Annotated in this window: 21 protein-coding genes and 1 pseudogene; 10 read left to right on the top strand and 12 right to left on the bottom strand. The window is 70.8% G+C overall.

The window, feature by feature from the left end; all coding sequences use genetic code 11:
* Positions 1 to 40: 40 nt before the first annotated feature.
* Positions 41 to 994, bottom strand: a complete 954-nt coding sequence (gene mtnA / locus AB0K00_RS45275) for an S-methyl-5-thioribose-1-phosphate isomerase (protein WP_363535101.1) — start codon at positions 992 to 994, stop codon at positions 41 to 43.
* A 70-nt stretch (positions 995 to 1,064) separates the two neighbouring features.
* Between mtnA and AB0K00_RS45270 the strand changes: the two genes are divergently transcribed.
* Both AB0K00_RS45270 and AB0K00_RS45265 read left to right on the top strand, forming a co-directional pair.
* On the top strand, positions 1,065 to 1,523 hold the full coding sequence (locus tag AB0K00_RS45270; RefSeq protein ID WP_363535098.1) for a hypothetical protein: 459 nt from the start codon (positions 1,065 to 1,067) through the stop codon (positions 1,521 to 1,523).
* A 3-nt stretch (positions 1,524 to 1,526) separates the two neighbouring features.
* Positions 1,527 to 2,561: a PHP domain-containing protein gene (locus AB0K00_RS45265; protein ID WP_363535095.1), complete on the top strand. Its 1,035-nt coding sequence runs from the start codon at positions 1,527 to 1,529 to the stop codon at positions 2,559 to 2,561.
* Here the strand turns inward: AB0K00_RS45265 and AB0K00_RS45260 are convergent.
* On the bottom strand, positions 2,457 to 3,449 hold the full coding sequence (locus tag AB0K00_RS45260; RefSeq protein WP_363535092.1) for a DMT family transporter: 993 nt from the start codon (positions 3,447 to 3,449) through the stop codon (positions 2,457 to 2,459). The two genes, AB0K00_RS45265 and AB0K00_RS45260, sit on opposite strands and share 105 nt — an antisense overlap.
* Before the next feature lie 133 nt (positions 3,450 to 3,582).
* Between AB0K00_RS45260 and AB0K00_RS45255 the strand changes: the two genes are divergently transcribed.
* Both AB0K00_RS45255 and AB0K00_RS45250 read left to right on the top strand, forming a co-directional pair.
* A complete protein-coding gene (locus tag AB0K00_RS45255; RefSeq protein ID WP_363535089.1) occupies positions 3,583 to 5,256 on the top strand; it encodes a DUF885 domain-containing protein in 1,674 nt (557 codons plus the stop codon).
* 168 nt (positions 5,257 to 5,424) lie between these two features.
* A pseudogene (locus AB0K00_RS45250) lies at positions 5,425 to 5,574 on the top strand (CoA transferase); the annotation flags it as partial.
* Positions 5,575 to 5,813: 239 nt separating this feature from the next.
* Here the strand turns inward: AB0K00_RS45250 and AB0K00_RS45245 are convergent.
* Both AB0K00_RS45245 and AB0K00_RS45240 read right to left on the bottom strand, forming a co-directional pair.
* Entirely contained in the window at positions 5,814 to 7,388 is a 1,575-nt protein-coding gene (locus tag AB0K00_RS45245) for a DUF6114 domain-containing protein (protein WP_363535086.1), read from the bottom strand.
* 79 nt (positions 7,389 to 7,467) lie between these two features.
* Entirely contained in the window at positions 7,468 to 8,112 is a 645-nt protein-coding gene (locus AB0K00_RS45240; protein ID WP_239136216.1) for a DUF6230 family protein, read from the bottom strand.
* A 703-nt stretch (positions 8,113 to 8,815) separates the two neighbouring features.
* Here AB0K00_RS45240 and AB0K00_RS45235 point away from each other — a divergent pair.
* Both AB0K00_RS45235 and AB0K00_RS45230 read left to right on the top strand, forming a co-directional pair.
* Entirely contained in the window at positions 8,816 to 11,578 is a 2,763-nt protein-coding gene (locus AB0K00_RS45235; protein WP_363535161.1) for a PQQ-dependent sugar dehydrogenase, read from the top strand.
* A 176-nt stretch (positions 11,579 to 11,754) separates the two neighbouring features.
* Entirely contained in the window at positions 11,755 to 14,070 is a 2,316-nt protein-coding gene (locus tag AB0K00_RS45230) for an AbfB domain-containing protein (RefSeq protein WP_363535083.1), read from the top strand.
* A 131-nt stretch (positions 14,071 to 14,201) separates the two neighbouring features.
* Here AB0K00_RS45230 and AB0K00_RS45225 read toward each other — a convergent pair whose 3' ends face one another.
* From AB0K00_RS45225 to AB0K00_RS45215, 3 genes are all read right to left on the bottom strand, one after another.
* On the bottom strand, positions 14,202 to 15,527 hold the full coding sequence (locus tag AB0K00_RS45225; protein WP_363535080.1) for an ABC transporter permease: 1,326 nt from the start codon (positions 15,525 to 15,527) through the stop codon (positions 14,202 to 14,204).
* Between the two features lie 85 nt (positions 15,528 to 15,612).
* Entirely contained in the window at positions 15,613 to 16,287 is a 675-nt protein-coding gene (locus AB0K00_RS45220) for an ABC transporter ATP-binding protein (RefSeq protein WP_363535077.1), read from the bottom strand.
* Positions 16,284 to 17,270, bottom strand: a complete 987-nt coding sequence (locus AB0K00_RS45215) for an efflux RND transporter periplasmic adaptor subunit (protein ID WP_363535074.1) — start codon at positions 17,268 to 17,270, stop codon at positions 16,284 to 16,286. Before AB0K00_RS45215 ends, AB0K00_RS45220 begins: the two co-directional genes overlap by 4 nt.
* A 177-nt stretch (positions 17,271 to 17,447) precedes the next feature.
* Here AB0K00_RS45215 and AB0K00_RS45210 point away from each other — a divergent pair, with 177 nt between their 5' ends.
* A complete protein-coding gene (locus AB0K00_RS45210) occupies positions 17,448 to 18,515 on the top strand; it encodes a hypothetical protein (protein ID WP_363535071.1) in 1,068 nt (355 codons plus the stop codon).
* A 55-nt stretch (positions 18,516 to 18,570) separates the two neighbouring features.
* Here the strand turns inward: AB0K00_RS45210 and AB0K00_RS45205 are convergent, their stop codons facing one another.
* Complete coding sequence (locus AB0K00_RS45205) at positions 18,571 to 20,538, bottom strand: IPT/TIG domain-containing protein (RefSeq protein ID WP_363535068.1); 1,968 nt, start codon at positions 20,536 to 20,538, stop codon at positions 18,571 to 18,573.
* Positions 20,539 to 20,671: 133 nt separating this feature from the next.
* Here AB0K00_RS45205 and AB0K00_RS45200 point away from each other — a divergent pair, with 133 nt between their 5' ends.
* Positions 20,672 to 21,295, top strand: coding sequence for a hypothetical protein (locus tag AB0K00_RS45200; RefSeq protein ID WP_363535065.1), 624 nt, complete (start codon positions 20,672 to 20,674; stop codon positions 21,293 to 21,295).
* A 5-nt stretch (positions 21,296 to 21,300) separates the two neighbouring features.
* Here the strand turns inward: AB0K00_RS45200 and AB0K00_RS45195 are convergent, their stop codons facing one another.
* The 3 genes from AB0K00_RS45195 to AB0K00_RS45185 are packed head-to-tail and all read right to left on the bottom strand — an operon-like array spanning position 21,301 to position 23,838.
* Positions 21,301 to 22,458 carry a hypothetical protein gene (locus AB0K00_RS45195; protein WP_363535063.1) on the bottom strand — a complete coding sequence of 386 codons (1,158 nt, stop codon included), beginning with the start codon at positions 22,456 to 22,458 and terminating at the stop codon, positions 21,301 to 21,303.
* Entirely contained in the window at positions 22,455 to 22,943 is a 489-nt protein-coding gene (locus AB0K00_RS45190; RefSeq protein WP_363535060.1) for a SigE family RNA polymerase sigma factor, read from the bottom strand. Before AB0K00_RS45190 ends, AB0K00_RS45195 begins: the two co-directional genes overlap by 4 nt.
* Positions 22,944 to 23,001: 58 nt before the next feature.
* A complete protein-coding gene (locus tag AB0K00_RS45185) occupies positions 23,002 to 23,838 on the bottom strand; it encodes an SDR family oxidoreductase (protein ID WP_363535057.1) in 837 nt (278 codons plus the stop codon).
* 80 nt (positions 23,839 to 23,918) lie between these two features.
* Between AB0K00_RS45185 and AB0K00_RS45180 the strand changes: the two genes are divergently transcribed.
* Entirely contained in the window at positions 23,919 to 24,284 is a 366-nt protein-coding gene (locus tag AB0K00_RS45180; protein ID WP_363535054.1) for a helix-turn-helix domain-containing protein, read from the top strand.
* On the opposite strand, the gene AB0K00_RS45175 is transcribed toward AB0K00_RS45180, so the two are convergent.
* Positions 24,281 to 24,970 carry a hypothetical protein gene (locus tag AB0K00_RS45175; RefSeq protein WP_363535051.1) on the bottom strand — a complete coding sequence of 230 codons (690 nt, stop codon included), beginning with the start codon at positions 24,968 to 24,970 and terminating at the stop codon, positions 24,281 to 24,283. The genes AB0K00_RS45180 and AB0K00_RS45175 overlap by 4 nt on opposite strands.
* Before the next feature lie 53 nt (positions 24,971 to 25,023).
* On the opposite strand from AB0K00_RS45175, the gene AB0K00_RS45170 reads away from it, so the two are divergent.
* Positions 25,024 to 25,710, top strand: coding sequence for a DUF1963 domain-containing protein (locus tag AB0K00_RS45170; RefSeq protein ID WP_363535049.1), 687 nt, complete (start codon positions 25,024 to 25,026; stop codon positions 25,708 to 25,710).
* The last annotated feature ends 269 nt before the right edge of the window (positions 25,711 to 25,979 follow it).

The raw sequence follows: 25,979 nt of genomic DNA, 5'->3' as shown, positions 1-25,979 counted from the left end.
CGGATCTTTCGGGTTGTGAACGAGAAAAGCGCAACCAACCTCAAGGGCGCCAGACGCGGGTGTCGGTGACGATGGCGGTGACCAGCGCGGCCGGGGTCACGTCGAAGGCCGGGTTCACCGCCGCCGTCCCGGGCGGCGCGGTCGAGCCGACGACCTCGGCGGCGCCCCGGTCCTCGATCTCCACCTCGGCACCGGAAGGCGTGGACAGGTCGACGGTGGACTCGGGCGCGACACAGATGAACGGAATACCCGCCGCCTGGGCGCCCAGGGCGTGGGCGTAGCTGCCGACCTTGTTGACGACGTCGCCGTTGGCGCAGATCCGGTCGGCGCCGAGGATGACGGCGTCGACCTCGCCGCGGGCCATCAGGAACGGGCCGGCGGAGTCGACGGCGAGGCGGTGCGGGACGCCGGCACGGGCGAGCTCCCAGGTGGTGAGGCGGGCGCCCTGCAGCAGCGGCCGGGTCTCGCTGGCGATGACGCCGCCGAGAGTGCCGCGGCGGTGGAGTTCGAAGGCGACGGCGAGCGCGGTGCCGCCGACCACGGTGGCGAGGGCGCCGGTGTTGCAGTGGGTCAGCAGGCGGGCGCCGGGGCCGCAGAGGGACGTGACCAGGTCGGCGCCGAGGCGGCCCATTTCGGTGGACGAGTGGATCTCCTCGTCGCGGATCCGCAGCGCTTCGGCGAGCACGTCGGGGAATGACGGAAGGTGGGCGGCGGCCCGCCGGGCGCCGCGGGCGAGATTGACGGCGGTCGGGCGGGCGGTCTCGACGCGGCGCACCAGGTCGGCGACCACAGACGGGTCGTCGGCGGAACGCGCGGCCAGGGCGACGCCCATGGCACCGGCGACGCCGAGGGCCGGCGCCCCCCGGACGGCCAGGCACTGGATGGCGTCGACCAGCTCATCCACTGTGGACAGACGGAGATGGACCACGTCGAGCGGCAGGCGGGTCTGGTCGACGATCACGACGGCACCGTCGACCCAGTCGATCGTTCGCATGTCAACTCCCAATGGTCATGATTCTTGGAAAACGCCAACGGTGGACGTTGACGGGCGTACATTCGCGGTTATGAGCACCGGATTGGCGCTCGCGACGTTCCTGGGCCTCATCGTGGCCGGTCCGATCGCGTTGATGAGAGTCCCGACCCACCTGCAGCTGACAGTCACCGACACGGCCCTGCTCATCGAGCCGCAAGGACTGGACCGCTGGTGGGCGGGGACAGGCAGCGTCGAGGTGCCGCTCGCGGCGATCGCCTCGATCCGGATCGTGCCGCGGTCGGAGGCACCGGCCGTCGCACCCAAACACAAGCTGCGGCCGGGCGCGTTGCACATCGACGGCGTGATCACCGCCGGGGTGCACGACGGGACGTTCTGGGACGTGCGCGACGGCGACCAGCTGCTGATGATCACCTGCCGGCCGGAGGCGGAGTTCAAGGCGCTGGTGCTGCAGTTCGCCAACCCGTTCGCGACACTGACCCGCACCCGGACGGTGGTCGCGCACAACGCCTCGCGGAGCACTACCTTCTAGGGCATGAGGGATCCGCTCGCCGATCTGCGGCGCATCGCGTTCCTGCTGGAGCGGGCCGGCGAGAAGACCTACCGGGTCCGCGCGTTCCGCGGCGCGGCGGCCACCCTGGCGAAGCTGCCCGAGGGTGAGCTGGCCGCGAGAGCCCAGGCCGGCACGCTGAAGGACCTGCAGGGCGTCGGTGAGGTGACCGCGCGGTGCGTGGTCGAGTCGCTCGCCGGCGAGGAGCCGGTCTACCTGCGCCGCCTCGAGTCCACGGCGGGGCAGGACCTGGACGAGGCGACCGCCGCGATGCTGGCGGCGCTGCGCGGCGACTGTCACGCGCACTCGGACTGGTCCGACGGCGGGTCGCCGATCGACGAGATGGCCCTGGCCGCGGCCGCCATCGGGCACGAATACCTGGTGCTCACCGACCACTCGCCGCGGCTGACCGTGGCGCGAGGACTGTCCGCGGAGCGCCTCACCGAGCAGCTCGACGTGGTCGCCGACCTCAACGCGGGCTTCGCCGGCCTCGGCATGTCCTTCCGGATCCTCACGGGCATCGAGGTCGACATCCTCGCCGACGGCTCGCTCGACCAGACCGACGAGCTCCTGGAGCGGCTCGACGTGGTGGTCGGGTCCGTGCACAGCAACCTCAAGGACGAGCCGGACGTGATGACCCGGCGGATGGTCACCGCCCTGGCGAACCCGCATCTGGACATTCTCGGCCACTGCACCGGACGGTTGATCACCGGCGGGCGCGGGACCCGGGCGGAGAGCCGGTTCGATCCGGAGCGGGTGTTTGCCACGGCGGTCGAGCACGACAAGGCGATCGAGATCAACTCGCGCCCGGAGCGGCTCGACCCGCCGAAGCGGCTGCTGCGGGTGGCCCTGGAATCGGGCTGCCGGTTCTCGATCGATACCGACGCGCACGCCCCCGGGCAGCTCGACTGGCTGTCAAACGGCTGCGCGCGCGCCGTCGCCTGCGGGGTCCCGCTCGACCGCATCGTCAACACGCTGCCCGCCGCGGACCTGCTGGCGTGGACGAAGACGCACAAATAGCCCCTGCGAGATACCGACGCCGCACAGCACGATGATGCCGCCGACCGGCTGGTTCCAGGTCAGGTGCTCGTGCAGGACGACGACGCCGGCGACGGCGCCGACGAAGGGCGGCAGGTAGGTCACCATCGAGCCGGTCGTGATCCCCGCGGTGCGCACCACGTGGTTGTTCAGCGCGAACGCGATCCCGGTGCCGAACACGCCGAGCGCGACGACCGCCAGGTACACCCTGGGCGAGTGCGACAGCGGCGACGGCGGCGCACCGGCGATCAAGGGCGCCACGACCAGCAACTGCAGCGTCGACATGGTCAGCTGGCCGACCGACAGCTGCAGCGGTGACAGCTCGAAGCGCTTCATCAGCCAGCGGCTGTAGTTGAACGCGATGCCGTAGCAGCTGACCGCGCCCAGCAGCATCAGCTGGCCGTCGAGCGAACTGCCGCCGACGCCGTTCCACACGCCGAGGACGACCAGTACCCCCGCGAACCCGGCGAGCAGACCGGCGATCTGCCGCCGCGACGGGCGCTCCGACCGCATCGCGACCAGGGTCACGACGAGTGTGGTGAGCGGGGCGGTGCCGTTCCAGATGCCGGCAAGGACCGACGGGACCCGCTGCTCGGCGTAACCGAAGAGCGTGAAGGGCACCGAGGTCGCGACGATCGCGTAGACGAACAGGTGGATCCAGAGCCGGGTCCCGCGCGGCAGGCGTAACCGGCGGGCGAACAGGAAGATCAGCAGGGTGAGCGCGCCGAGGAGGATCCGGTAGCCGGCGATGTAGACCGGTTCGAGTTCGGCGAGCGCATCCTTGATGAACATGAAGCTCGTGCCCCAGATGAGGGCGATGGCGAGGAACGCGGGGAGCCATCGGGCCGCGTTAGGGGCAGGAGAGGTCATGGGCCTTACTCTGCGCCCGCCGACCGGCCCGCGTCGCGCGGATTTCGGACCTCTGACCGCAGGTCAGGCCACTGGTTGTGAATTGGCCTCAACACGGGCGACAACAAAGAATGCGGTCGCGTAGGGTCGGCGCGTGGGATCTATCGATGACATCGCTGACCGCTATGTCGAGCAGTGGGCGCCCCTCGACCCGATCGGGGCGACCTTCGTCGGAGTGGCCGGGTTCGACGACACGTTGACCGACCTCTCGCCCGACGGTTTCGCCGCCCTTGCCGACCTCGACCGGCGCACCCTCGCCGCGCTCGCCGCCGAAACACCCGCCAACGAGACGGAGCGGGTGGCCAAGGAGGCCATGCAGGAGCGCTTAGGGCTCGCCCTGGAGCGGTTCGAGGCCGGCGACATGACCAGCGACGTCAACGTGATCTCCAGCCCGCTGCACGGGGTGCGCAGCTCGTTCGACCTCATGGCGACCGAGGGCGAGGAGGCCGCGGCCAACGTCAAGGACCGCCTCGGTGCCGTGCCCGCCGCGCTGGAGCAGTGGCAGCGTTCGCTGCTGCACGCCGCGCAGCAGGGGCACGTGGCGCCGGCCCGGCAGATCGTCGAGGTCGCCAAGCAGTGCGAGGTCTGGGCCGACCCCGACGGTGACAACTTCTACCCCGACCTCGCCGCCAAGGTGGGCGACGGGGTGAGCGCCACGCTCGCCGCCGAGCTCGCCCGCAACGCCGAGGCGGCCCGCGCCGCCACCGTCGCGCACGGGGAGTTCCTGCGCCGCGAGCTGGCGCCGCTGGGCCGGGAGAAGGAGGCCGCCGGCCGCGAGCGCTATCAGCTCGCCTCCCGCTACTTCCTCGGCGCCACCGTCGACCTCGACGAGGCCTATGCGTGGGGCTTCGAGGAGCTCGCCCGCCTCGAGAGCGAGATGCGCACGGTCGCCGACAAGATCGTGCCCGGCGGCTCGATCGACGACGCGGTCGCCGCGCTCGACGCCGACCCGGCCCGCACGATCCGCGGCAAGGAGGCGTTCCGGGACTGGATGCAGTCCCTCGCCGACGCGACCGTGCAGGAGCTCAACGGGCAGCACTTCGACATCCCCGCCCAGGTGCAGCAGATCGAGTGCATGCTGGCGCCGACGTCCGACGGCGGCATCTACTACACCGGGCCGAGCGAGGACTTCTCCCGCCCGGGCCGGATGTGGTGGGCGGTGCCGCAGGGCGTCGAGGAGTTCTCCACGTGGCGCGAGGTCACCACGGTCTACCACGAGGGCGTGCCCGGCCATCACCTGCAGATCGGCCAGACCTACGTGCGGGCCGAGCTGCTCAACCGGTGGCGCCGGATCCTGGCGTGGTCCTCCGGGCACGGCGAGGGCTGGGCGCTCTACGCGGAGCGGCTCATGGACGAGCTGGGCTACCTCGCCGACCCGGGCGACAAGCTCGGCATGCTCGACGGCCAGGCGTTCCGCGCCACCCGCGTGATCATCGACATCGGCATGCACCTGGAGCTGGAGATCCCCCGGGACAACCCGTTCGGCTTCGCGCCGGGCGAGCGGTGGACCCCGGAGCTGGGCTGGGAGTTCCTGCGGGCGCACTGCCGGGTCGAGGAGAAGAGCCTCCGCTTCGAGCTCAACCGCTACCTGGGCTGGCCCGGCCAGGCCCCGGCGTACAAGCTCGGCGAGCGCGCCTGGCTGGCCGCCCGCGACGACGCCCGGGCCCGCAAGGGCGCCGACTTCGACCTGAAGGCGTTCCACCGCGACGCGCTCAACCTCGGCTCGCTCGGCCTGGACCCGCTGCGGGCCGCCCTCGCCCGCATCTAAGGCGTGTTTGGTAAGTGGGGTCGGAGCGAGGCGAGGCCCAGGCGTCGGCTGGGGCCGCGCCGGGCGCGCCCGGATACCGGTGTTGTATCCGGGTGTGACCGGCGCGGGTCCAGGCGACGCCTGGGTCCGCCGCAGCCCGGCATCCACTTACCAAACACGCCTTAAGCAGTGGGTGCGCTCGACGGCATCCTCGTCGCGGACTTCTCCAGAGTCCTCGCCGGGCCGATCGCCACGATGACGCTCGGCGACCTCGGCGCCGACGTCGTCAAGGTGGAGCGGCCCGGCGCGGGCGACGACACCCGCTCGTGGGGTCCTCCCGGCACCATGGAGCGCTTCGGCCTGGGCTATGCGCAGATCGACAACCCGAGGCTCGTCTACTGGATCGAGCTGTTCGCTGCCACGGGAGTGCCGTGCGGGCCGGTGAACACCGTGGCGGAGGGGATCGCGCTCGCGGAGCGGCTGGGGTTGGCGCCGGTGGTGGAAGTCGACGGTGCCAGGTCGGTGGCGTCCCCGATCAGACTGTCGGAGACCCCGGTGACCTATCGACTTCCACCCCCTCAGGACGCGTAGGCGATGCTCAGTGCGTCTGCGGTCAGGACATTGGACTGCACGTAGACGAGCTCGATGGTGCAGTCGGTGTAATACCCCGGCAGCGGGATCGGCGGCGGCGGGAACGACGGGGTGAAGGTCAGCGGGATGATGCCCAGCACCTTCGCGGAGAACTTCGACGTGTAGAACTTCACGTTGCCCTCGACGGTCAGCTTGCTGCTCTTCGTCAGCAGCAGCTTCGGCGCGCCGGGGGTCTGCAGTTCGAACGGCGTCGACACCGAGTTCTTCATGCTGAACGCCAGCACCTTGACCTTGGTGCCGTCCTTCTTCGTCAGTTCCGCCACCCCGTCGTAGACGAGGCTGTCCATGGTCATCGTGTCGGCGAGGAGGATGGACGGCGCGGCGGCCACGTGCGGCTGCCCCTCCGCGATCTTCGCCTTCTTGTCGTTGATCGAGGCCGAGGCGCTCGGGCAGGCCGTCGCCTTCGCGGGTGACTTCGCCGTGCCCGGCACCGCGGCCGACGTGGCCGGTGACCCGGCCACGGCCGGCGGTGCGGTGGTGGCCGACGCCGAGGGCACCGGGTCGGCCTTCTTGCCGCCGCCGAAGATGCCGCCGAGCCAGCCGAGCAGGCCCGGCTTGTCCTCCTCGGTCTGCGTCGGCGACGGGCTGGGGCTCGGCGCCGCCGAGGTCGCACCGCCGCTGGGCGCCGGCTGGGTGCCGGTGCCGGTGCTGCTCTTCACCGAAGGGCTGGCGCAGGCGGCGGGCGCCGCGAACGCCGGCGCGGCCCCGTGGGTCGCCCCGATCAGCGAAGCGCCGGCGACGGCGCCGGTGAGCAGCAGCGCGAACAGCGGGACGCCGAGCCCGCGCCGCCGCGGCAGGCCGTCGTGGCCCGTCGGCGGACGCTCGTCGTCGGCGCTGCCCGCCCCACCGCCGGTGGGTCCGTCGTAGTCGTCGTGCAGCGGGCTGCGCTGCGCGATCGGCAGCGAGTCCGTCAGCACCCCGGAGGTGTGCCGGGGCGCGGGCTCGTCGAACGCGGGCTGCTCCCGGGTCGGCTCCTCATAGGCGTCGGCCGGGTCGGTCGCCTTGCGCAACGACGGCCGCGCGTAGTCCGAGTCGGCCGTGTCCTCGGTGAGCAGGTCGTTCAGCGGTGCCCGCTCGTACGCCGGCGCGGTGTCGTCCTCGTCGGTGCCTTCCGCGGCGGGTGCGGCCCCGGGCGACCACGCGGCGGCCAGGCCACCGCCGATCACGCCGAAGACCATGCCGACGAAGAAGCCGCCGAGGTTGAGCCCGATGATCGAGTACAGCGCGGTGAGCGTGCCCAGGATGCCGTAGAACAGCCGCTGGCCGGGGGACAGCCAGGTCAGCACGCCACAGAGGATCAGCATCGCGGGAATGACGTAGGACAGGAACCCTGTCGGCCCGAAGTGGACCTCGAGGGCGAGCTGCAGGTTGGCGCTGAGGAACAGTTCAACTCCGGACAGGAGCATGAACCAGCCACCCCAGAACGGCCGCTGGGCGCGCCATCCACTGAAGCCACCGGCGGTCGCACGACGCCTGACGTGCGAAGGGTGGGGAGTGGTCACAGGATCCTCCAGCAGGGACAGAACGAGCGGGAACGCAACTGGGCCCGCGGGTGTGACGCCGCGGGCCCAGGCAGTGGAACTAGAAGCACTCGAAGGGGGTGCCACCGGTGGAGAGGCTCAGGTCGAGACCGGTCAGCTTGAACGTGCCGGCCGTGGTCGACCAGGCGACCTGCTTGAGGTTGGTGATGACCACGCTGTCCGCCTGCTGGGCGAAGCTGCCCTGCAGGCCCTTGGCGTTGGCGCCACCCTTGGTCAGGTCGGACGCATCGATGCCGATCTGGATGTTCTCGAACGTGGCGTCACCCTTGAGCGACGTCAGGTCGATCAGCAGGTCGGTCGCCTCGGCGGGAGCACCCGCGGCCTGACCGGCGTGGATCACCATGCTGACGGGCAGCCCGGGGACCTTGACCGACTGGCACAGGTTGTACAGCTTGGCGGACTTGATGCCGGAGACCGCGACGAAGTGGTTCTTCGGGTCTGCCGGGTTGGCGGGGTTGCCGCCCTTCTCCGTCGCGAGGCCGCCGTACTGGACGAAGCCGGTGCCCTCGAGCTTGTCGGCGGAGACCTTGAACTGCTGGCCGGAGACGCTGAACGACGCGGCGATCGCGCCGGTCGCCTGGCCGAAGACGATGGCGCCGGCGATGAAGGTGGCGGGCACGACGACGGTTGCGAAACGCTTCCATCTCGTGCGGCCCTTCACCGCGCTGCCCTGAGCTACGGACACGTGAAGCTCCTCTTGGGTCGCGGGGGTGCATGCGGCGCGGCGCTCCCTGTCACTACGGGCGCTCGCACCGGTCTTGGTGTCTCGACGCCCCGGCCGGCCCTGCGCGCGCAGGGGGTGGAACCGGGGGGTGGGGCGTGCGGACGATGTTGCCGCCTCCCACGTGCGCGGACAAGGCCCGTAGTTACTGGCCGGTAACGCCTCAAGTCCAGAAATCGCACGCTGCGTAATCAGTTACCGGAGTGTTTCCGGGCGATGACCGGCCTTCAAAGAGCGCAAAGCCGGACAAAGTCGCGCTGTGACGGTTACCACATGTGAGCGATCTTGCAAGAGGTCACGGTTCCATAACGACAAACCTCAGAGGTTCTCAATGTGTACATCGACCGTCATGACTTCTTCGCACAATGGCTGAAATGCCGCATCTCGAAAAACTCAGCATTGCCGTTTGTCCCGCGTGGTGGTTAGTTAGCTCTGATAACTAACAGGGTGGCCGCCATCCACCACAACAGTTGTCATCGCCCGCGCGCGCGAAGGGTCGGCGCCCTACCGCGACACGGTCTCAGGAAGCGCGATCGGCGCGCGTCTTGCCTGGCTGGAACCCCCATCAGCCCAGGAAGGACACCCCGCAATGGCACCATCCCCGCGCCGGTGGAGAAGGCTGTTCACCGCAGCCACCCTCGCCGCCGGCAGCTCCGTCGTGGCCGCGATGGTTCACGCACCCGCCGCCTCCGCGATACCCCTCCCGGCCACCGACTACCAGCACGTCCAGCTGGCCCTCGGCAGCGCCGAACTTGGCGAGCCGATGTCGCTGGCCGTGATGCCGGACCGCACCGTGATCCACACGGCCCGGGACGGCACAGTCCGCGTCACCGACGCCGCCGGAAACACCAAGGTCGCCGGCAAGCTGTCCGTCTACACCCACGACGAGGAGGGCCTGCAGGGCGTCGCCGTCGACCCCGGCTTCTCCTCCAACCGCTGGGTGTGGCTGTACTACTCGCCGCCGCTGTCGACCCCCGCGGGCGACTCGCCGGCCTCCGGAACCGCCGCGGACTTCGCGCCATGGAAGGGACATCTCAACCTGTCCCGCTTCACCATGAAGTCCGACAACACGCTCGACTTCGCGAGCGAGAAGATCGTCATGACCGTCGACAACGACCGGGGCAGCTGCTGCCACGTCGGCGGCGACATCGACTTCGACGCGGCGGGCAACCTCTACCTGACCACGGGTGACGACACCAACCCGTTCGAGTCGGGCTCCTACGCGCCGATCGACGAGCGGACCGACCGCAACCCGCAGTACGACGCGCAGCGCTCCGCGGCCAACAGCAACGACCTGCGGGGCAAGGTCCTGCGGATCAAGCCGAACACGGACGGCACCTACGCCATCCCGTCCGGCAACCTGTTCGCGCCCGGCACCGCGAAGACCCGTCCCGAGATCTACGCGATGGGCCTGCGCAACCCGTTCCGGATGAGCGTGGACAAGCCGACCGGCATCGTCTACCTGGGCGACTACGGCCCGGACGCCGGCGCCGCCGACCCGAACCGCGGCCCGGGCGGCCAGGTCGAGTTCAACCGGATCACCGGTCCCGGCAACTACGGCTGGCCGTACTGCACCGGCACCAACACCAGCAACGAGACCTACAACGAGTGGAACTTCGCGACCAACTCGACCGGTCCGAAGTACAACTGCGGCGGCGGACCCACGAACAACTCGTTCCGCAACACGGGTATCACCACGCTGCCCGCGGCGAAGTCCAGCTGGATCCGCTACGGGTTCGACTCGACCCCGCCGGAGTTCGGCGGCGGTTCCGAGTCGCCGATGGGCGGCCCGGTGTACCGCTACAACGCCGGCCTCAACTCGGCGGTGAAGTTCCCCCAGACCCTGGACGGCAACTTCTTCGCCGGCGAGTACGGTCGCCGCTGGATCAAGCCGATCAAGGTCAACGCGGATGGCAGCCCGGGTGAGATCTCGACCTTCCCGTGGGCCGGCACCCAGGTCATGGACATGGCCTTCGGCCCCGACGGCGCGCTGTACGTGCTCGACTACGGCACCGGCAGCAACAACCAGGCGCTGTACCGGGTCGAGTACATCGGCGGCGGCAACCGCGCGCCCACGGCGAAGATCACGCCGTCGGTGACCTCGGGCCCGAACCCGCTGACGGTCAGCTTCTCCTCGTCCGGTAGCTCGGACCCGGAGGGCGGCGCGCTCACCTACGCCTGGGACTTCGACGGCAACGGCACCACCGACTCGACGGCCGCGAACCCCTCGTTCACCTACACCACCAACGGCACGAAGACGCCGACGCTGACCGTCAAGGACCCGCAGGGCCTCACCGGCTCGGCGAGCACCGTCATCACCGTCGGCAACTCCGCGCCGGTCGTCACGCTGAGCACGCCGGCGAACGGCCAGCTGTTCAACTTCGGCGACACGGTGCCCTTCACGATCAGCGTCACCGACCCTGAGGACGGCACGATCAACTGCTCGCGGGTGAGCATGACCTACTCGCTGGGTCACGACAGCCACGCGCACCAGATCACGTCGAAGACCGGCTGTACCGGCTCGATCACCGTGCCGGTCGACGGTGAGCACGACGCCGCCGCGAACATCTTCGGCGTCTTCGACGCGGCCTACACCGACAACGGCGGGCTGACCACGCACGTGATCCGCACGCTGCAGCCGAAGCACCGCCAGGGCGAGCACTTCGGCGCCCAGTCGGGCATCCAGGTGGCCGCGCACGCGACCGCCGAGGGCGGCAACACCGCCGGCTTCATCGAGAACGGCGACTGGATCTCCTACACGCCGTACCTGCTGAACAACGCCACCCAGTTCACCGCGAGGGTCTCCTCGGCGGGCGCCGGCGGCACGATCGAGGTCCGCGCCGGTTCACCGACCGGCACGCTGCTCGGCACCGCCACCGTGACCCCGACCGGCAGCTGGGACACGTTCGCCAACGTGTCGACGAACATCGCCGGCGCGCCCAGCACCGCCACCACCCTGTACCTGGTGTTCAAGGGCGGCGCGGGCAACCTGTTCGACGTCGACGCGTTCACGTTCACGACCGGGACCACCTCGACCGGACCGACGGTCAGTCTCCGTTCGCTGACGAACAACCTGTACGTGTCGGCGCCCAACGCGACCACCGCGCTGATCGCCAACTCGGCGACGATCGGCACCGCGCAGCAGTTCGAGCTGGTCAGCCTCGGCGGCACCAAGGTGGCGCTGAAGTCCAAGGCGAACGGCCAGTTCGTCTGCGCGGAGAACGGCGGCGCCAACCCGCTCCTGGCGAACCGGCCCTCGGCCGGGTCGTGGGAGACGTTCAACCTGATCCGCAACGCCGACGGCAGCGAGAGCCTGCAGGCGACGGTGAACAGCCAGTACGTCACCGCGGAGAACAACGGCGCCGGCTCGCTCATCGCGAACCGTGCGTCGATCGGCCCCTGGGAGAAGTTCGAACTCATCGGGGCCTGACGATTGTTGGAAAATGTGCGGTCCTATCGCGCACTTGTGCGGGATATTGATGAGTGACTCTTGACACTCTTCGTTGGATCGTGAGTGTATGTGTTGGTCCGTGGGGACGTCCGTCGTCCCCACGGATCAGCCTCGGCCGCCACCGGGGCTGACGCATACCTCGAGGAGCCCCTCGTATGAAGCTCTCCAGATGGTTCGCCCTTGCGCTGGCCCCGTTGCTGGCCACCGCGGGCACCGTGATCCTCACCGCGAGTCCAGCGAGCGCCTGGACCCCGAAGACACCCCCGATGACCACCCCGTGGACCAACTCGGTGTCCACGACCAACCCGCTGCCGGAGTACCCCCGCCCGCAGCTGACCCGCACCGACTGGCAGAACCTCAACGGCATCTGGGACTTCGCGGTCACCGGCACCGGCCAGACCACCCCGCCCGCCACGTTCGGTGAACAGATCCGCGTGCCCTACCCGGTCGAGTCGGCGCTGTCGGGCATCCAGCGCAAGGTCACCGAGAACGACAAGCTCTGGTACCGCCGGACCTTCACCGTCCCGTCGGGCTGGGCCGGTCGCCGGGTCCAGCTCAACTTCGGCGCCGTGGACTGGCAAAGCACCGTCTGGGTCAACGGCACCCAGGCCGGTGCCGTCCACAGTGGAGGCTACGACGCCTTCACCTACGACATCACGCCCCTGCTCAACGGCGGCACCAACACCATCGTCGTCGGCGTCTACGACCCCACGGACGCGGGCACCCAGGCGGTCGGCAAGCAGCGCCGCAACGACGTGCTCCCGCACGCGGGCGGCGGCATCTTCTACACCGGCTCCTCCGGCATCTGGCAGACGGTCTGGCTGGAGCCGACCCCGACGGCCCGGATCACCCGCGTGGACCTGGTCCCGAACATCGCCAACAACACGCTGTCGGTCAACGTCCAGGGCGCCGGGCTGTCCGGGCACACCGTGACCGCCACCGTGCTCAACGGCGCCACCCAGGTGGGCACCGCCAACGGCGGCACCGGCACCGCGTTCAGCGTCCCCGTGCCGAACGCGCACCGCTGGTCGCCCAGCGATCCCTTCCTGTACACCGTCCGCGTCGAACTCAAGAGCGGCTCGACAGTCGTGGACACCGTCGGCAGCTACGCCGGCATGCGCTCCATCTCGATCGGCAACGTCAACGGCAAGCTGCGCATCCTGCTCAACGGCCAGTTCGTCTTCCAGTCCGGCACCCTGGACCAGGGCTACTGGCCCGACGGCATCTACACCGCGCCCACCGACGCGGCCCTGCGCTCCGACCTGCAGGCGCACAAGGACCTCGGCTTCAACATGGTCCGCAAGCACATCAAGGTCGAGCCGCAGCGCTGGTTCTACGCCGCGGACCAGCTCGGCCTCCTCGTCTGGCAGGACATGCCGGCCATGCCGACCGGGAAGAACCCGACCACCGCCGCCCGCACCCAGTGGGAGGCCGAGTATCACCGCATCATCGACCAGCACCGCAGCTCGCCGGCGCTGGTCATGTGGGTCGACCAGAACGAGGGCTGGGGCCAGTACGACCAGGCCCGCATCGCCAACGACGTCAAGGCCTACGACCCGTCCCGCCTGGTCAACAACATGAGCGGGGTCAACTGCTGCGGCTCCGTCGACGGCGGCAACGGCGACGTGCTCGACAACCACATCTACGTCGGTCCCGGCTCCACCCTGCCGACCGCGACCCGGGCCGCGGTCCTGGGCGAGTTCGGCGGCCTCGGCCTTCGCGTGGCCGGCCATGAATGGTCGCCGGGCAACGGCTTCAGCTACGAGGACCAGGCCAACGCCGCGGCGCTCAACAACCGCGTCGTGGGCCTGTATGACCAGATCCGCACCGGCGGCATGCCCGCGGGCCTGTCCGCGTCGGTCTACACCGAGATCACCGACGTGGAGAACGAGAGCAACGGCTTCCTCACCTATGACCGGCAGGTCGTGAAGGTCGACGCGGCCCGCGTGCGCGCGGCGAACCAGGCGCTCATCAACGCCTCCACCAACCCGCCGGCACCGGCCACGCTGCCCACCAACGTGTACCGGTCGTTCCGGGTCGTGACGCCGTGCTGCACGACCCGCTACATCCGGCACCAGAACAGCCTCGGCTACACCGAGGTCGTCGACGCCAACAGCAGCGCCCTGCTCAAGCAGGACGCCACCTGGCGGATCGTGCCCGGCCTGGCGGACTCGTCGTGCTACTCCTTCGAGTCGCGCAACTACCCCGGGCAGTACCTGCGGCACCAGGCGTACCGCATCCGCAAGGACGCCAACGACAACTCGGCGCTGTTCAAGGCCGACGCCACCTGGTGCGCCCAGCAGGGCACCGGCGGGGTGCGGCTGACCGCCTGGAACTTCCCGGGCCAGTACCTGCGGCACCGCGCGTCGGAGCTGTGGCTGGCGACGCCGGGCGGGCCGAACGCGTGGGACAACCCCACGAGCTTCACCGAGGACACCACGTGGTCCGTGGAGAACCCCTGGGCCCCGTAAAAGGGCGGATCGGAAAGGGGGGACGCCGACCGGCGTCCCCCCTTTCTAGCTCCGTCGGCTTCGCCAGCGGTCCCGTGGGGGACTGCGCCTCCCCACACCCCCCATGCTCGCTGCGCTCCCACTCAAGCCTTTTACGCCCGCATGACGGTGGCGATCGGGATCCGGGCGGCGCGGATCGCCGGGATGGAGCCGCCGAGCAGGCCAGCCACCAGGCCGGCGATGACGCCCGCGACGCCCGCCTGCCACGGGAAGGTCATGTCCTGCAGCTGCGGCACCCGCGAGCCGAGCATCCCCGACCCGACGTCGAGTGCCACCACCGCGAGGCCGATCGCGGCCGCCGCGGTGAGCAAGCCGGTCAGCAGCGTCTCGGCCAGCACGATGCCGGCCAGCAGCGAGCGCGGCGTGCCGACCGCGCGGCGCAGCGCGAACTCCTCGACCCGCTCGCCGACGGTGGCCAGGCCCACGTTGAGGATGCCGGCCACGCCGATGAGCAGGACCAGGGCGGCCATGCCGAGGAAGATCCAGCGGATGATCGCCAGCTCGCCCGCGATGTCCTTGCGGGCGTTGATGGTCTCGACGTGGATCATCTCCTGGGGCACGCCGAGCGCGGTGAGCTTGCGCATCACCAGCGCCTCGGTCTCGCCGGCGGAGGGCGCGAACATCAGCTGCAGGCCCGGGCCGTACATCTGGTTCGCGGTCGTCTTCGGCATCCAGTTGCGCATCTCGTCGACCCGCACGTAGGCGGTCGGCTGGGAGTTGCCGTCGTCGATGACGCCGATGATGCGGGGCGTCGGGTTCGCGATGGCGCCGTCGACGCGCATCTCGGCCGGGATCTGGTAGCGGGTGAAGCCCTTCGCGGCCTCCTTGTTCAGCACCAGGCGCGGCGAATACGACGGCTCACCGCTGAAGTCGAGCCAGTTGCCGGCCACCGGGCGGAACGGGCGGAACTGCCGGATGTCGCCGGTGAGACCCTGCAGGACCAGCTCGACCGCCTGCCCCCGGGTCGGCTGCGCCGTGAGCTCGTTCTGGATGGGGCGGCACGCGCCGGTCATCGGGTCGCAGTACATCTCCATCTGCGGCCCGTAGTAGCCGCCGTCGTTGTTGTCGAACGGCGCCGCGCCCTGGTTGATCGGCAGCACGTTCGGCTCGCCGATGATCGCCTGGTATTGCATGAGGCCGATGGCGTCCGGCTTGCCGGCGACGCTGGTGAGGGCGGCGTCCATCGCGTCGGGCATCGACGGCACGTACATCTGGCGGGTGCCGTCCTTGCCGACGTGCAGCTCCAGGTCGGCGAGGCGCAGCGTCTTGGCCGTCTCCGCGCCGGCCTGCACGGTGACGACCGCCAGGACACCCAGAAACAGGCTGATCATGGACAGGAACGTGCGCAGCTTGCGCGACCGGATGCCCTGCCCGCCGATGATGAGCGCCGAACGGAACCGGCCGGAGAGTCGGATCATGCCGTCACCTCCGCTACGCTCCGGCGCCGGCCTGATCGCAAACCGCGCCCATGATGCCCGGGCTCTCCGCTACGCTCCGGTCCGGTCATGTCAGCACCCCGTCGTTCAGGGACAGCACGCGCTGCATCTTGGCCGCGTGGGCGTGGTCGTGCGTGACGAGGATCAGGCCGCAGCCGCGGTCGGTGGCGGCCCGCATGACCTCGATGACGAGGTTGCCGGTCTCCGTGTCCAGCGCGCCGGTGGGCTCGTCGGCCAGCAGCAGGCTCGGGTTGCGCACGAGCGCCCTCGCCACCGCGACCCGCTGCTGCTCGCCGCCGGAGAGCTTCGCCGGGCGCTGCTTGGCCAGGTGCGCGATGCCGACCTGGTCGAGGGCCTCCAGCACGCGGGCGCGCCGGTGCCGCCGCGGCAGCCAGCCCTGGCCGTTGACCAGCGCCATCGCCACGTTCTGCGCGGCGGTGAGGTGCTTGAGCAGGAAGAAGCGCTGGAAGACGAAGCCGAACTCGGCGCTGCGGAGGGCGGCGGCCTTGCGCTCCGGAATGCGGGCCAGATCCCGGCCGCCCATGAAGTAATGCCCGTCGTCGGGCCGGTCGAACAGGCCGATGAGGCTCAGCAGGGTGCTCTTGCCCGACCCGGACCGGCCGAGGATCGCCACGCTCTCGCCGCGTTCGACGGTGAGGTCGACGCCGTCGAGGATCACCCGGGGCTCCTGCTGGCCCTTGAGGGTCTTGGTGATCCCCACCATCTCGATCAGCGGACTCACTTGCTGAACCCCGGGACCGGCTCGCCACCGCCGCCGTTGTTCTTCGCCGCGGGCAGGTTCGGGCCGGGCACCGCCACCGTCTCGTCGCCGTTGAGGCCGCTCTTGATCTCGATGACCTTGCCGTCGCTGAGGCCGAGCGTCACCTCGCGGGTCTCCCGCGTCTGGTCGGGCTTGACGATGTCGACCTTGCCCTTGCCCTGCGAGCCGGCGACCGCCTCGACCGGCAGCACCAGCGCGTTCGCCGCGCGGGCGGTGATCACCTCGACCGTGGTGGCGGCGCCGTTGATCGCTTTGACGTCGGCCGGCGGTACGCAGACCAGGCGCATGCCCGTCGGCTCCGACGGCTGCTGTTGCTGGCCGATGACCTTCGGCGGGGGCGCGGCCGAGGCGGACGGGTTGGGCGCGGGCGTCACCGGCTCCGGGATCGTGCCGGCCGGCAGCGCGGCGAGCGTGCCGAGGACCGTGCACGGGAACGGCCCGGGGCCGCTCTTGATCTGCGCCTGCACCGACTCGAGCTTGTCGGAGATCTGGTACGCCTGCGAGCCGTCGATGTCCGCGACGACGCCGTAGCCGACCTGCTTCGCCGAGACGATCGGCATGCCGGCGGTCACCTTGGACCGGTCGTCGACGAGGCGGCCACTGAAGATCGCGCCGGCCGGCACCTCGATGGGCGTGGCCTTGCCGCTGACCCAGATGTTCGCGACCTTGGTCGGCTTGGTCGGCGTGCTCGTCGACGTCTTCACGTCGAGGTAGCGGATCTCCCCGTCGATCGGGGCGACCAGGCCGAACGTGGGGCTCAGCTGCACCTTGCCGCTCAGGCTCACCTTGTTGGTCAGGTCCTGACGGGTCGGCTTCACCGTCGTCATCGTGGTGCCCCGGTCGGCGAGCCCGGGGGTGTTCACCTCCTCCGCGCCCGATGCCGTGCAAGCAGTCAGTGCAGTCAAGGCACCGGCGGCGGCCACCGCGATAAGGATTCGTCGCACCCGGGTTCACCCCCAGCAAGGATCGAAGTCCGGCAAAGGGTAGCGGTCGTCCGGGTGAGGCGATGCCCCGTCATGAATTTCATCAGGGTGAGGAAATGTACTGAACACGACAGCGTTTCGATGCAACCCCCGGCACAGTGCATCCAGCAGCATCGACCAACATCGATTGGAGTACGGATGCGCAGCAGACTGCTCGCCGTCGCCACCGCCATGGTGACGGCAGCCCTCCTCCTCACCCCCGCCCCCGCGCAGGCCGCCACCCCTGACCGCTGGGGCTTCGCGTTCGTGAAGGACCCCACCATCACGGTGTGGAACACCCTGCCCACCACCTACCAGTGGGGCAGCTGGAAGACGTTCGCGCCGGCCGCCTGGGCCGACGGGATCAAGGTGACCACCGGCCGCTACCTGGTGCGTTACCCGCAGATCGGCGTCGCCGGCGCGCGCGGCATCCCGCACGTGACCGCGGTCAGCCCCGACGGCCGCTTCTGCGAGGCGGTCCGCTGGAACATCTCCGGCGCCGACGAGATCGTCGACGTCGCGTGCTTCAAACCCGGTGGGGTGCCGATCGACACCCCGTTCACGGTGCTCTGGACGCTCAGTTCCGGTGTGGTACCGGCGGCGAACACCTACGCGTCCGTGCAGGTTTCCACCCCGGGCGCGATCGTGCAGCAGTACAACTCCACCGGCGGCCCGGTCACGGTGGGCCCGTCGTCCCCCGGCTACTACACGGTGCGCTTCGCCGGCGTCGGCGGCCCCGGCATCCAGGCCGGGAACCTCCAGGTGACCGCGGTCCAACCCAACGCGCAGGCCCGGCGGTGCAAGGTCGCCCGCTGGGGCTGGTCCGGCACCGACGTCATCGCGCTGGTCGCCTGCTACAACCCCGCCACCGGCGCGCTGATGGACTCCGACTTCGTGGCCTCGTTCCACCGGCAGCGGGCGGTCACCGCCAACCTGCCGGTCTACTTCGGCTACGTGGCCAACGCCTTCGCCGGGCAGACCAACTTCAACAGCCTGTACGGCTTCGGCGCCAACTCCATCGGCGGCATGGTCATCAAGTATCCGGACCTGCACCAGAAGGAGACGCACTCGCAGGTGACCGCGTTCGGCGACACGTCCAACTACTGCGGCCTGGAAAAGCTGTGGAGCGACGCCGGCGGCACCGCTCTGGTCAGCATCGCCTGCTTCACCAACACCGGGACGCCGGTGGCCGACCGGTACCTGTCGACGTTCACGTCCCGCATCTGAGAAGACGGGCGCCCCGCACCGGTGACCGGTGCGGGGCGACCCTTCCTGGGACGCGTCAGACCTTGTAGGTGAAGGTCGACGCGGTGGCAACAGCGCTGGTGCCACCCTTGGTGATGACCTGGATCTGCACGATGCCGGGCGCGCGCGGCGGCAGGTACACCTTGAGCCGGCCGTCCGACAGCTTGGCGAAGGAGACCATCGCCCCGTTCGAGGTGACCCGCTCGACCGTGCCGAAGTTGGACCCGGCGACCTCGACCGTCGTCCACGTCTTGGTCCCGCCGATCGCGGGGGTCACCGTGGTCACGGTCGGCGCCGGCGGCGCGACGTAGGTGAACGGCGCGGCGGTGCCCTCGACGACGCCGCCGACGGTGGTGACCTTCACCGTCGCCTGGCCGGCCGCGTGCACCGGCATCGTGACCTTGAGCTGGGTGTCGGAGACGCGCTGGTACAGGGCGCTCACGTTGCCGACGCGCACCGCGGTGACGCCGCCGAGGTTCGTGCCGGTCACGATCACCGGGGTGGTCTGATAGGTCGGGCCGCTGGTCACGCTCAGCGAGACGATGGTCGGCGCGGGCGGGTTGACGATCGCCAGCTTGTCCGCGGCGACCGTCGCGCTGGTGCCGGACGCCGTCATGACCGTCACGTCGTAGATGCCGGGGGTGAGCTTGGCCGGGACCGCGAACGTGATCGTCGTCGGGGACAGCACCTTCACGTTGGTGGCGGCGTTGGCGCCGATGCGGACCGCGGTCGCGCCGTCGAGGTTCGTGCCGGTGACGGTGAGGACGTCGCCGCCGAGGACGGAGGCGCTCGCGGCGCTGAGGCCGGTCACGACGGGCAGCGGCGCCTGGTACTGGAAGCGCGCCTGCGAGTTCAGCGCGCTCGCCCCGGCGGCGTTGCTGACGGTCACGTCGACGGCGCCCTTGGCGTGCGGCGGCGTCGTGGCGACCAGGGTGGTGACCCCGTTCGTCTCGACCTTGCGGAACTGTGCGGTGTTCTCACCGAACCGCACCGACGTCGCGCTGCTCAGGTTGCCGCCGGTGATGGCGACCTCGGTGCCGCCCGTGACCGGGCCGCGGACCTGCGACAGCGTCGACACCGACGGCCGCGGCGCGGCCACGGACGCCGCCGTCACCCCGCTGATCGTGTAGGCGGCCAGGACGTTCTTGGTGACGAACGCCCACGCGAGGTGCGCGTCGCCGGCGGCGCCCCACGAGGTGCCCCACTGGTTGCGGATCCACACACCCTCCGCGTCATACGCGTAGGCGGTCACCATGTGCCCGCCGAGGTTGGTCCCGGCCGTCGTCTTGTACAGGGCGCCGCCGGTCAGGTACATGAAGTCCTTGTAGACCGGCATGCCGATGGCGACCGGCGAGCCCGCGGCGATCGCCGTCTCCAGCGCGATCTGCCCGGCGGCACCCTGGCCACCCCCGGCCCACAGCGTCGTCCACTTGGAGACCTTGTAGTTCTTGGCGTTGGCGATCTCCGAGGCGGTGGGCGGGACCGTGTAGTTGTTCGTGCCCTGGACGTAGTCGTCCTGCGTGTCGACGCCGTTGGTGGCGGCCTCGGTCAGCGCCTTCTCCGGCACCAGACCCGCGTTCGGCGCGCCGCCCTTCTGCACCGCGCGCATGTAGAGGTACAGCGGCGCGTACGGAGCACCGGCCGCGCCGTCACGCTTCGCGTAGTAGCCCATGATCGAGTGGGCGACCGTCCAGGCCACGCACGAGCCGATCTGGCCCTGGTCACCGACGGACGGCAGGTTGGGCTTGAGGGTCGCGCTGTCCGGCAGCGCGGCGGCGACACCGATCTTGAGCTTCACGTCGGTGCGGGTGGCCGGTGGGGTGAACCCGCCGACGGCGTGCGGCAGGGTGGTGCCGGCCGTGCCGGCACCCGGCGTGGTGACGTTGATGGTGCCGGCGTCCGGGGTGGTGGCCGCGGCCGCCGGGGTCACCGCCACGAGCGTGCCGCCGGCGGCCATCAGCAGGCCGAAGGCGGTGCGGGTGATGCTTCGTGCTCCAGGGCGCATCCGTGCTCCTCAAGGATCGGTGACCGCGACGTGCCTGCCATCGACTCCCTGGGAGACGGCCTGAGACGTTGCCGCAAAGACCGCCCTGCCGGTGTCCACCGGTCGGGGGACATCCGCATTAGGCTGCGGGATCATGCCGGTGATCGTGCTGCTCGCGGCGATGGGGGCCTTTCACGGCCTCAACCCCGGCATGGGCTGGTTGTTCGCGGTCGCCAACGGGGTGCAGGAGCGCAGCCGGGCCGCGGTGCTGCGCGCCCTCGCCCCGGTCGCCGCCGGGCACGCCGCCTCGATCTTCGTGGTCGCGGGCCTCGTCAGCGCCCTGCAGTCGGTGGTCGCGACCCGGTTCGTGGCGATCGGCGGCGGTGTCGTCCTGGTCGGCTTCGGCCTGTGGCGGGCGGTGTCGCGCCGGCACGTCGGCGCACCCGGCCTGCACCTGTCCGCGACCCAGCTCGCCGGGTGCTCGTTTCTGATGTCGAGCGTGCACGGCGCCGGGCTGATGCTCGTGCCGGTGCTGGTCGCGAACCCGCCCGCCGGCCTCGGCCACAACCACGGCGCCGGCGGCGACCCGCTGTGGATGGGCTTCCTGGCCACGGGCGTGCACACCGCGGCGATGGTCGCGGTCGCCGGCGCCATCGCGCTGCTGGTCTACCAGGCGGTGGGCCTGCGGCTGGAGCGGCTGGCCCGCGTCGACCTGGACACCGTCTGGGCGGTGGCCCTGGTCGGCGCGGGCGTCGCGACGATCGCGCTGTCCGCCTAGTTCGCCTAGTTCGCTGGCACGTCCGTGACCTGGGTCGACTCGCTGAGTGTGTGGACGCCGGGGGCGGGCATCCGCACCCACGCGACCCGGACGGTGGTCCCGATCCACGCGACCCCCAGCGGGCCCGGCCGCAGGTTGCCGGCGACCACGCCGCCGCTCACCGGGGACGCGGTGACCTTCCCGGTCGCGACGTCGACCTTCAGCAGGCGCACGGTCGCGTCGCCGGCGCCGTCGTTCACCGCCACCGCGAGGGTCCTGCCGTCCGGGGAGAGCCGGGCGGCACGCATCGTCGGGCAGGACCACGGCCGCAGATCCGTCGTCGTCTTGCGCCCGGTGTCCAGCGCGGTCGCCGTCAGCTGGCAGGACTCCTGCGACACGGCGAACAGGATGCCGCCCTGGACCGAGAGGGTGTTCGCATCCCACCCGGGCACCGGGTCGAGGGTGGTGAGCCGCTGCTCCGCGCCGGTGGCAAGGTCGTGCGCCATGATGCGGCCCGGGGTGCGGTACAGGTACGCGGTCGTCGCGGTCGCCCCGATGAGCTGGACGTCCTGGCCCTGGACGCGTACCTCACGCTGCTGGGTGATCTGCCCGTCCGGCATGAGCACCAGGAGCCGGACCGAGTAGTCGGTGACGTCCGGGCCGTCGTCGCGCTGTACACCCGGCTTGAGGTTCTTGCCGCCCAGCACGACGGACCGCTTGTTGTCGATCGGCAGCCAGGCCCGGATGTCGTCGACGACCGCCGCCGGCACCGCGGTGGTGACGATCCGCTCGCCGGCGCGCAGCTCCAGCAGGGCCCGCACGTCGGGCACCGTGACCCGGGTGCCGTCCTTGCCCGCCCCCAGCGCCCAGCCCGCATCCAGCGGCAGCCGTTGCTCCTGCTGGGTCGAGGGCTGGGTCGACGGCTGGGTTGGCGCCTGCGTCTGCGGCGCTGACTGCTGCGCGGTGGCGGGCACCTGCGCCGGTGCCGTGCCGGCCAGCCGCTGGTTGAGCGCCACCGTCGCCCCGGTCACCACGGTGACCGCCACCGCCGCCGCCACCGTGGCCAGCGCGGCGCGCCGGCGGCGGTGCGCCCGGTGCCGCCGCAGCACGGCGGCGAGGTCGGACCGGCTGGGGGGCACGGTGTCGGCGGCGCGACGGATCGTCTCGGCGATGTCGTCGGTCATGACTGCTCCTCACCCAGCGTCTGGCGCAGCTCGGCGAGGCCGCGCGCCATCCGGCTCTTGACGGTGCCCTCGGCGACGCCGAGCACGGCGGCGGTCTCCACGGTGGACAGGTCCAGCAGGACCCGGCAGACGATCACGGCGCGCTGCGGCAGCGGCAGTTTCCGCAGCGCGGCGAGCGCGCCGGCGTGCGAGTCCGGCCCGTCGACGTGCTCGCCGACGCCCGTTTCCGCGGACGGCAGCGGGCGTTCCCGCCGGACCTTGCGCCACCAGGAGGTGGCCCAGTTGAGTCCGACGCGGAACGCCCAGCCACCCGGGTTGTCGTGGGCACGGACCCGGCCCCAGTGGGCGTAGGCGCGTGCCATCGCCTCGTCCGCGGCATCGCGGGCGAGATGCGGATCGCCGAGCGTGACGGCGAGCGCGCGGTAGAGCCGATCGGCTTCGGCCCGGTAGAACGACTCGAAGTCGTCGGCCGGTGCCTTGGACATCGCTGTCATCACTGGCGTCCCCACAGCACACACACGCATGGGGGCACCGATGCGTTCCCTACTTCTGCAACGCCGCCGCGACGGCCTCGGCGAGCGTGGTGGTGGGGCGCCCGATCAGCCCGGACAGGTCGCCGCTGGGCACGTCGAGGCTACCCTGGGCGATCGACTCGTCGGCCGCGGCGAGCACTCGCGCGAACCCTTCGGGCAGCCCGAACCCGATCAGCGCCTGCGCGTATTCGTCGCCCGGCAGATCCTGGTACACCACCTTGGTGCCGGACTGGGCGGTGACCTCCGCGGCAAGATCAGCCAGGGACATGGTCGTGTCGCCGCCGGTCTCGTAGATCTTCCCGGCGTGACCGTCGCCGGTGAGCACCGCCACCGCGCCGGCGGCGAAGTCCTCCCGGGTCGCGGCGGCCACCCGGCCCTGACCCGCCGCGCCGAGGATCACCCCATGCTCCAGCGCCGTGGCCAGGCTGCCCGTGTAGTTCTCGAAGTACCAGTTGTTGCGCAGGAACGTGTAGGGCAGGCCCGACGCGACGATCAGCTCCTCGGTCGCCTTGTGCTCGGGCGCGAGCGGGTTGATCGAGGTGTCCGCCCTGGTGATGCTCGTGTACACGATGTGCCCGACCCCGGCCCGCACCGCGGCGTCGACGACGGCCTTGTGCTGCGCGACCCGCCGGCCGGCCTCGCTGCCGGAGATGAGCAGCAGCCGGTCGGTCCCCTCGAGCGCCGGCACGAGCGTCTCCGGCCGGTCGTAGTCGGCGAGCCGGACCGGCACGCCGAGGTCCTTGGAGGTGTCGCGGACCGCGGCGACCACGGGGGCGCCGCGGTGCCGGAGCGCCTCGACGACGAAGCGGCCGAGGTGGCCGGTGGCACCGGTGACAGTGATGGTCATGAGAACTCCCTCGTCCTGGTTGCTCTCCCACAGTAAGCACTAACTTCTAGAAAGTGCAAACCTTGAGTTACCGTTGTCTCATGTCCTTCGAGGAGCTGGTCTTCGACGTCTTCGCGAGAAACTGCACGTCGCGACCCGTCATGGACACCGTCGCCGGCCGCTGGGGCATCCTGTCGATGGCCGCGCTGCTCGACGGCACCCACCGGTTCAACGAGCTGCGCCGCCGCGTCGACGGCGTCAGCGAGAAGATGCTGTCGCAGACCCTGCACGCCCTGGAGCGCGACGGCCTCGTCCTGCGCACGGTGCAGAGCACGATCCCGCCCCGGGTCGAATACAGCCTCACCGACGCCGGCCGCCGGATCGCGGCCAAGCTCCTCGAGCTGATCGAGCTCGTCGAGGCGGAGATGCCCGGCATCACCGCCGCCCAGTCCCGGTACGACGGTTAAGTTCGAGCGTGTGCCTCGATCAGGTCGGCGACCCGCAGCAGCGGCCCGAACTGCGCCGGGATGCCATCCGGCGCACCGATCCGCCCTGGAACGAAGGTCAGCAGCTCGTTGCCCTCGACACTCCAGTCCGGCAGCCGCCCTGCGACGTGCTCCGCGACCAGCGGCCCGCCGAGCACGGCCCTGACCAGGCTCGGGTCCGGCGAGTTCACCCGGTACGCGCTGTCGAACGCCTCATACCCGATCGCGGTCGCCTTGTCCCCGAACAGCGATCGCCACAGCTTCGACCCGCCGCCCCGCCGGTGCACCGCGACACTCGGCCGCGGCATCCGCAACCGCACCACCACGGCGACATGATGATGCGTGGTGGTCGTCGTCTGGCTCGCCCCGTTGGCATCGGTGGACGACGACGTCGTCGTGTACGAGTAGTCGCCGATGGCCACCGGCCGCCCACCCAGCGTCCCGAACAGCGCCAGCGACACGCCCCGCCGGTTCCTGCCGGGCATCCGCCGCCCCCAGTCGACCTGCGGCTTGTCCACGACCTGCCAGCCGTGCCGCTTCGCCCACAGCCGCAACGCCTCCTGGCGCTCCCGCTCCCGGCGCGCCGCCATCACCGCCGCGATGACGACCAGCACGATGATCGCCCCGAAACAGGCGATGACGCTCACCACGACCGCCGAGGCCTCCATGGACCCACGCTAAAGTCCCCGTGCCACTTCCGCCTTTCCGCGAGGACCCCCGCATGCACCTGTTCGAGTCCCTGATCGAGCCGGCGGCCGCCCTCACCGTGATCCCGGAAGCCGCCGCCCGGCACTGCTACGGCGGGCTGCCGGGCCTGCCCGACGGGACGGACTGGCCGGCGTACGGCGGCACCCCCATGACCCTGCTCGCCCGCCTCGACTGCGCCGACCTCGCCGCCGTGCTGCCGGAGACCTGGACCCTGCCCACCTCCGGCACCCTGCTCTTCTTCTACGAGGACGACTTCACCGCCGGCGCATCCGCCGCACCGGACAGCGTTGAACACGACGACGGCTGCCGGGTGCTGCACGTGCCCGCCGGCCTGCCCCCACGCCCCGCCCCCGCCGGCGTCCAGGTCATCCCGCCACTGCCCCTCGCGGCGAACCGGGTCGGATCGGTCCCGCCTTACGAGGCCCCCGCTCTCCGCGACGCCTTCACCACCGACCCCGTCGGCGCCATGAACGCCCGCGACCTGGCCGAGGACACCGCCGGCCGCCCGCCGCGACACCAGGTGCTCGGCTGGCAACGGGACGCCTTCCTGCACCTGCCCGGCCTGCGCCCACTGCTGCAGCTGGAGGCCGAACCGGGCACCGCCTGGGGCGAGGTCGTCAACGTCTCCTTCTGGCTCCCCGAGGCCGACCTCGCCGCGGGCCGCCTCACCGGCGCTCGCCGCTACCTCGAAACCGCCTGACCCCGGCGACTGACCCAGCACCTCTCGCCGGGGATCGCCGGCCATGCGCAGCGGCGTGCCCGTCTCGCCTTCACGATCGAAGCCACGGACGGGCCGCTTCGGGCCAGCCCACCCGGACCAGCCCACCCGGACCAGCCGTTCGGACCAGCGGCCTCGAACCAGCCGCCCTGGACCAGCCGCCCTGGACCAGCCGCCCTGGACCAGCCGCCCTGGACCAGCCGCCCTGGACCAGCCGCCCTGGACCAGCCGCCCTGGACCAGCCGCCCAAG

It is taken from the genome of Dactylosporangium sp. NPDC049525, from assembly GCF_040676755.1.
Classification (GTDB): Bacteria; Actinomycetota; Actinomycetes; order Mycobacteriales; family Micromonosporaceae; genus Dactylosporangium.
This window is presented reverse-complemented; position numbering and strand designations above follow the sequence as displayed.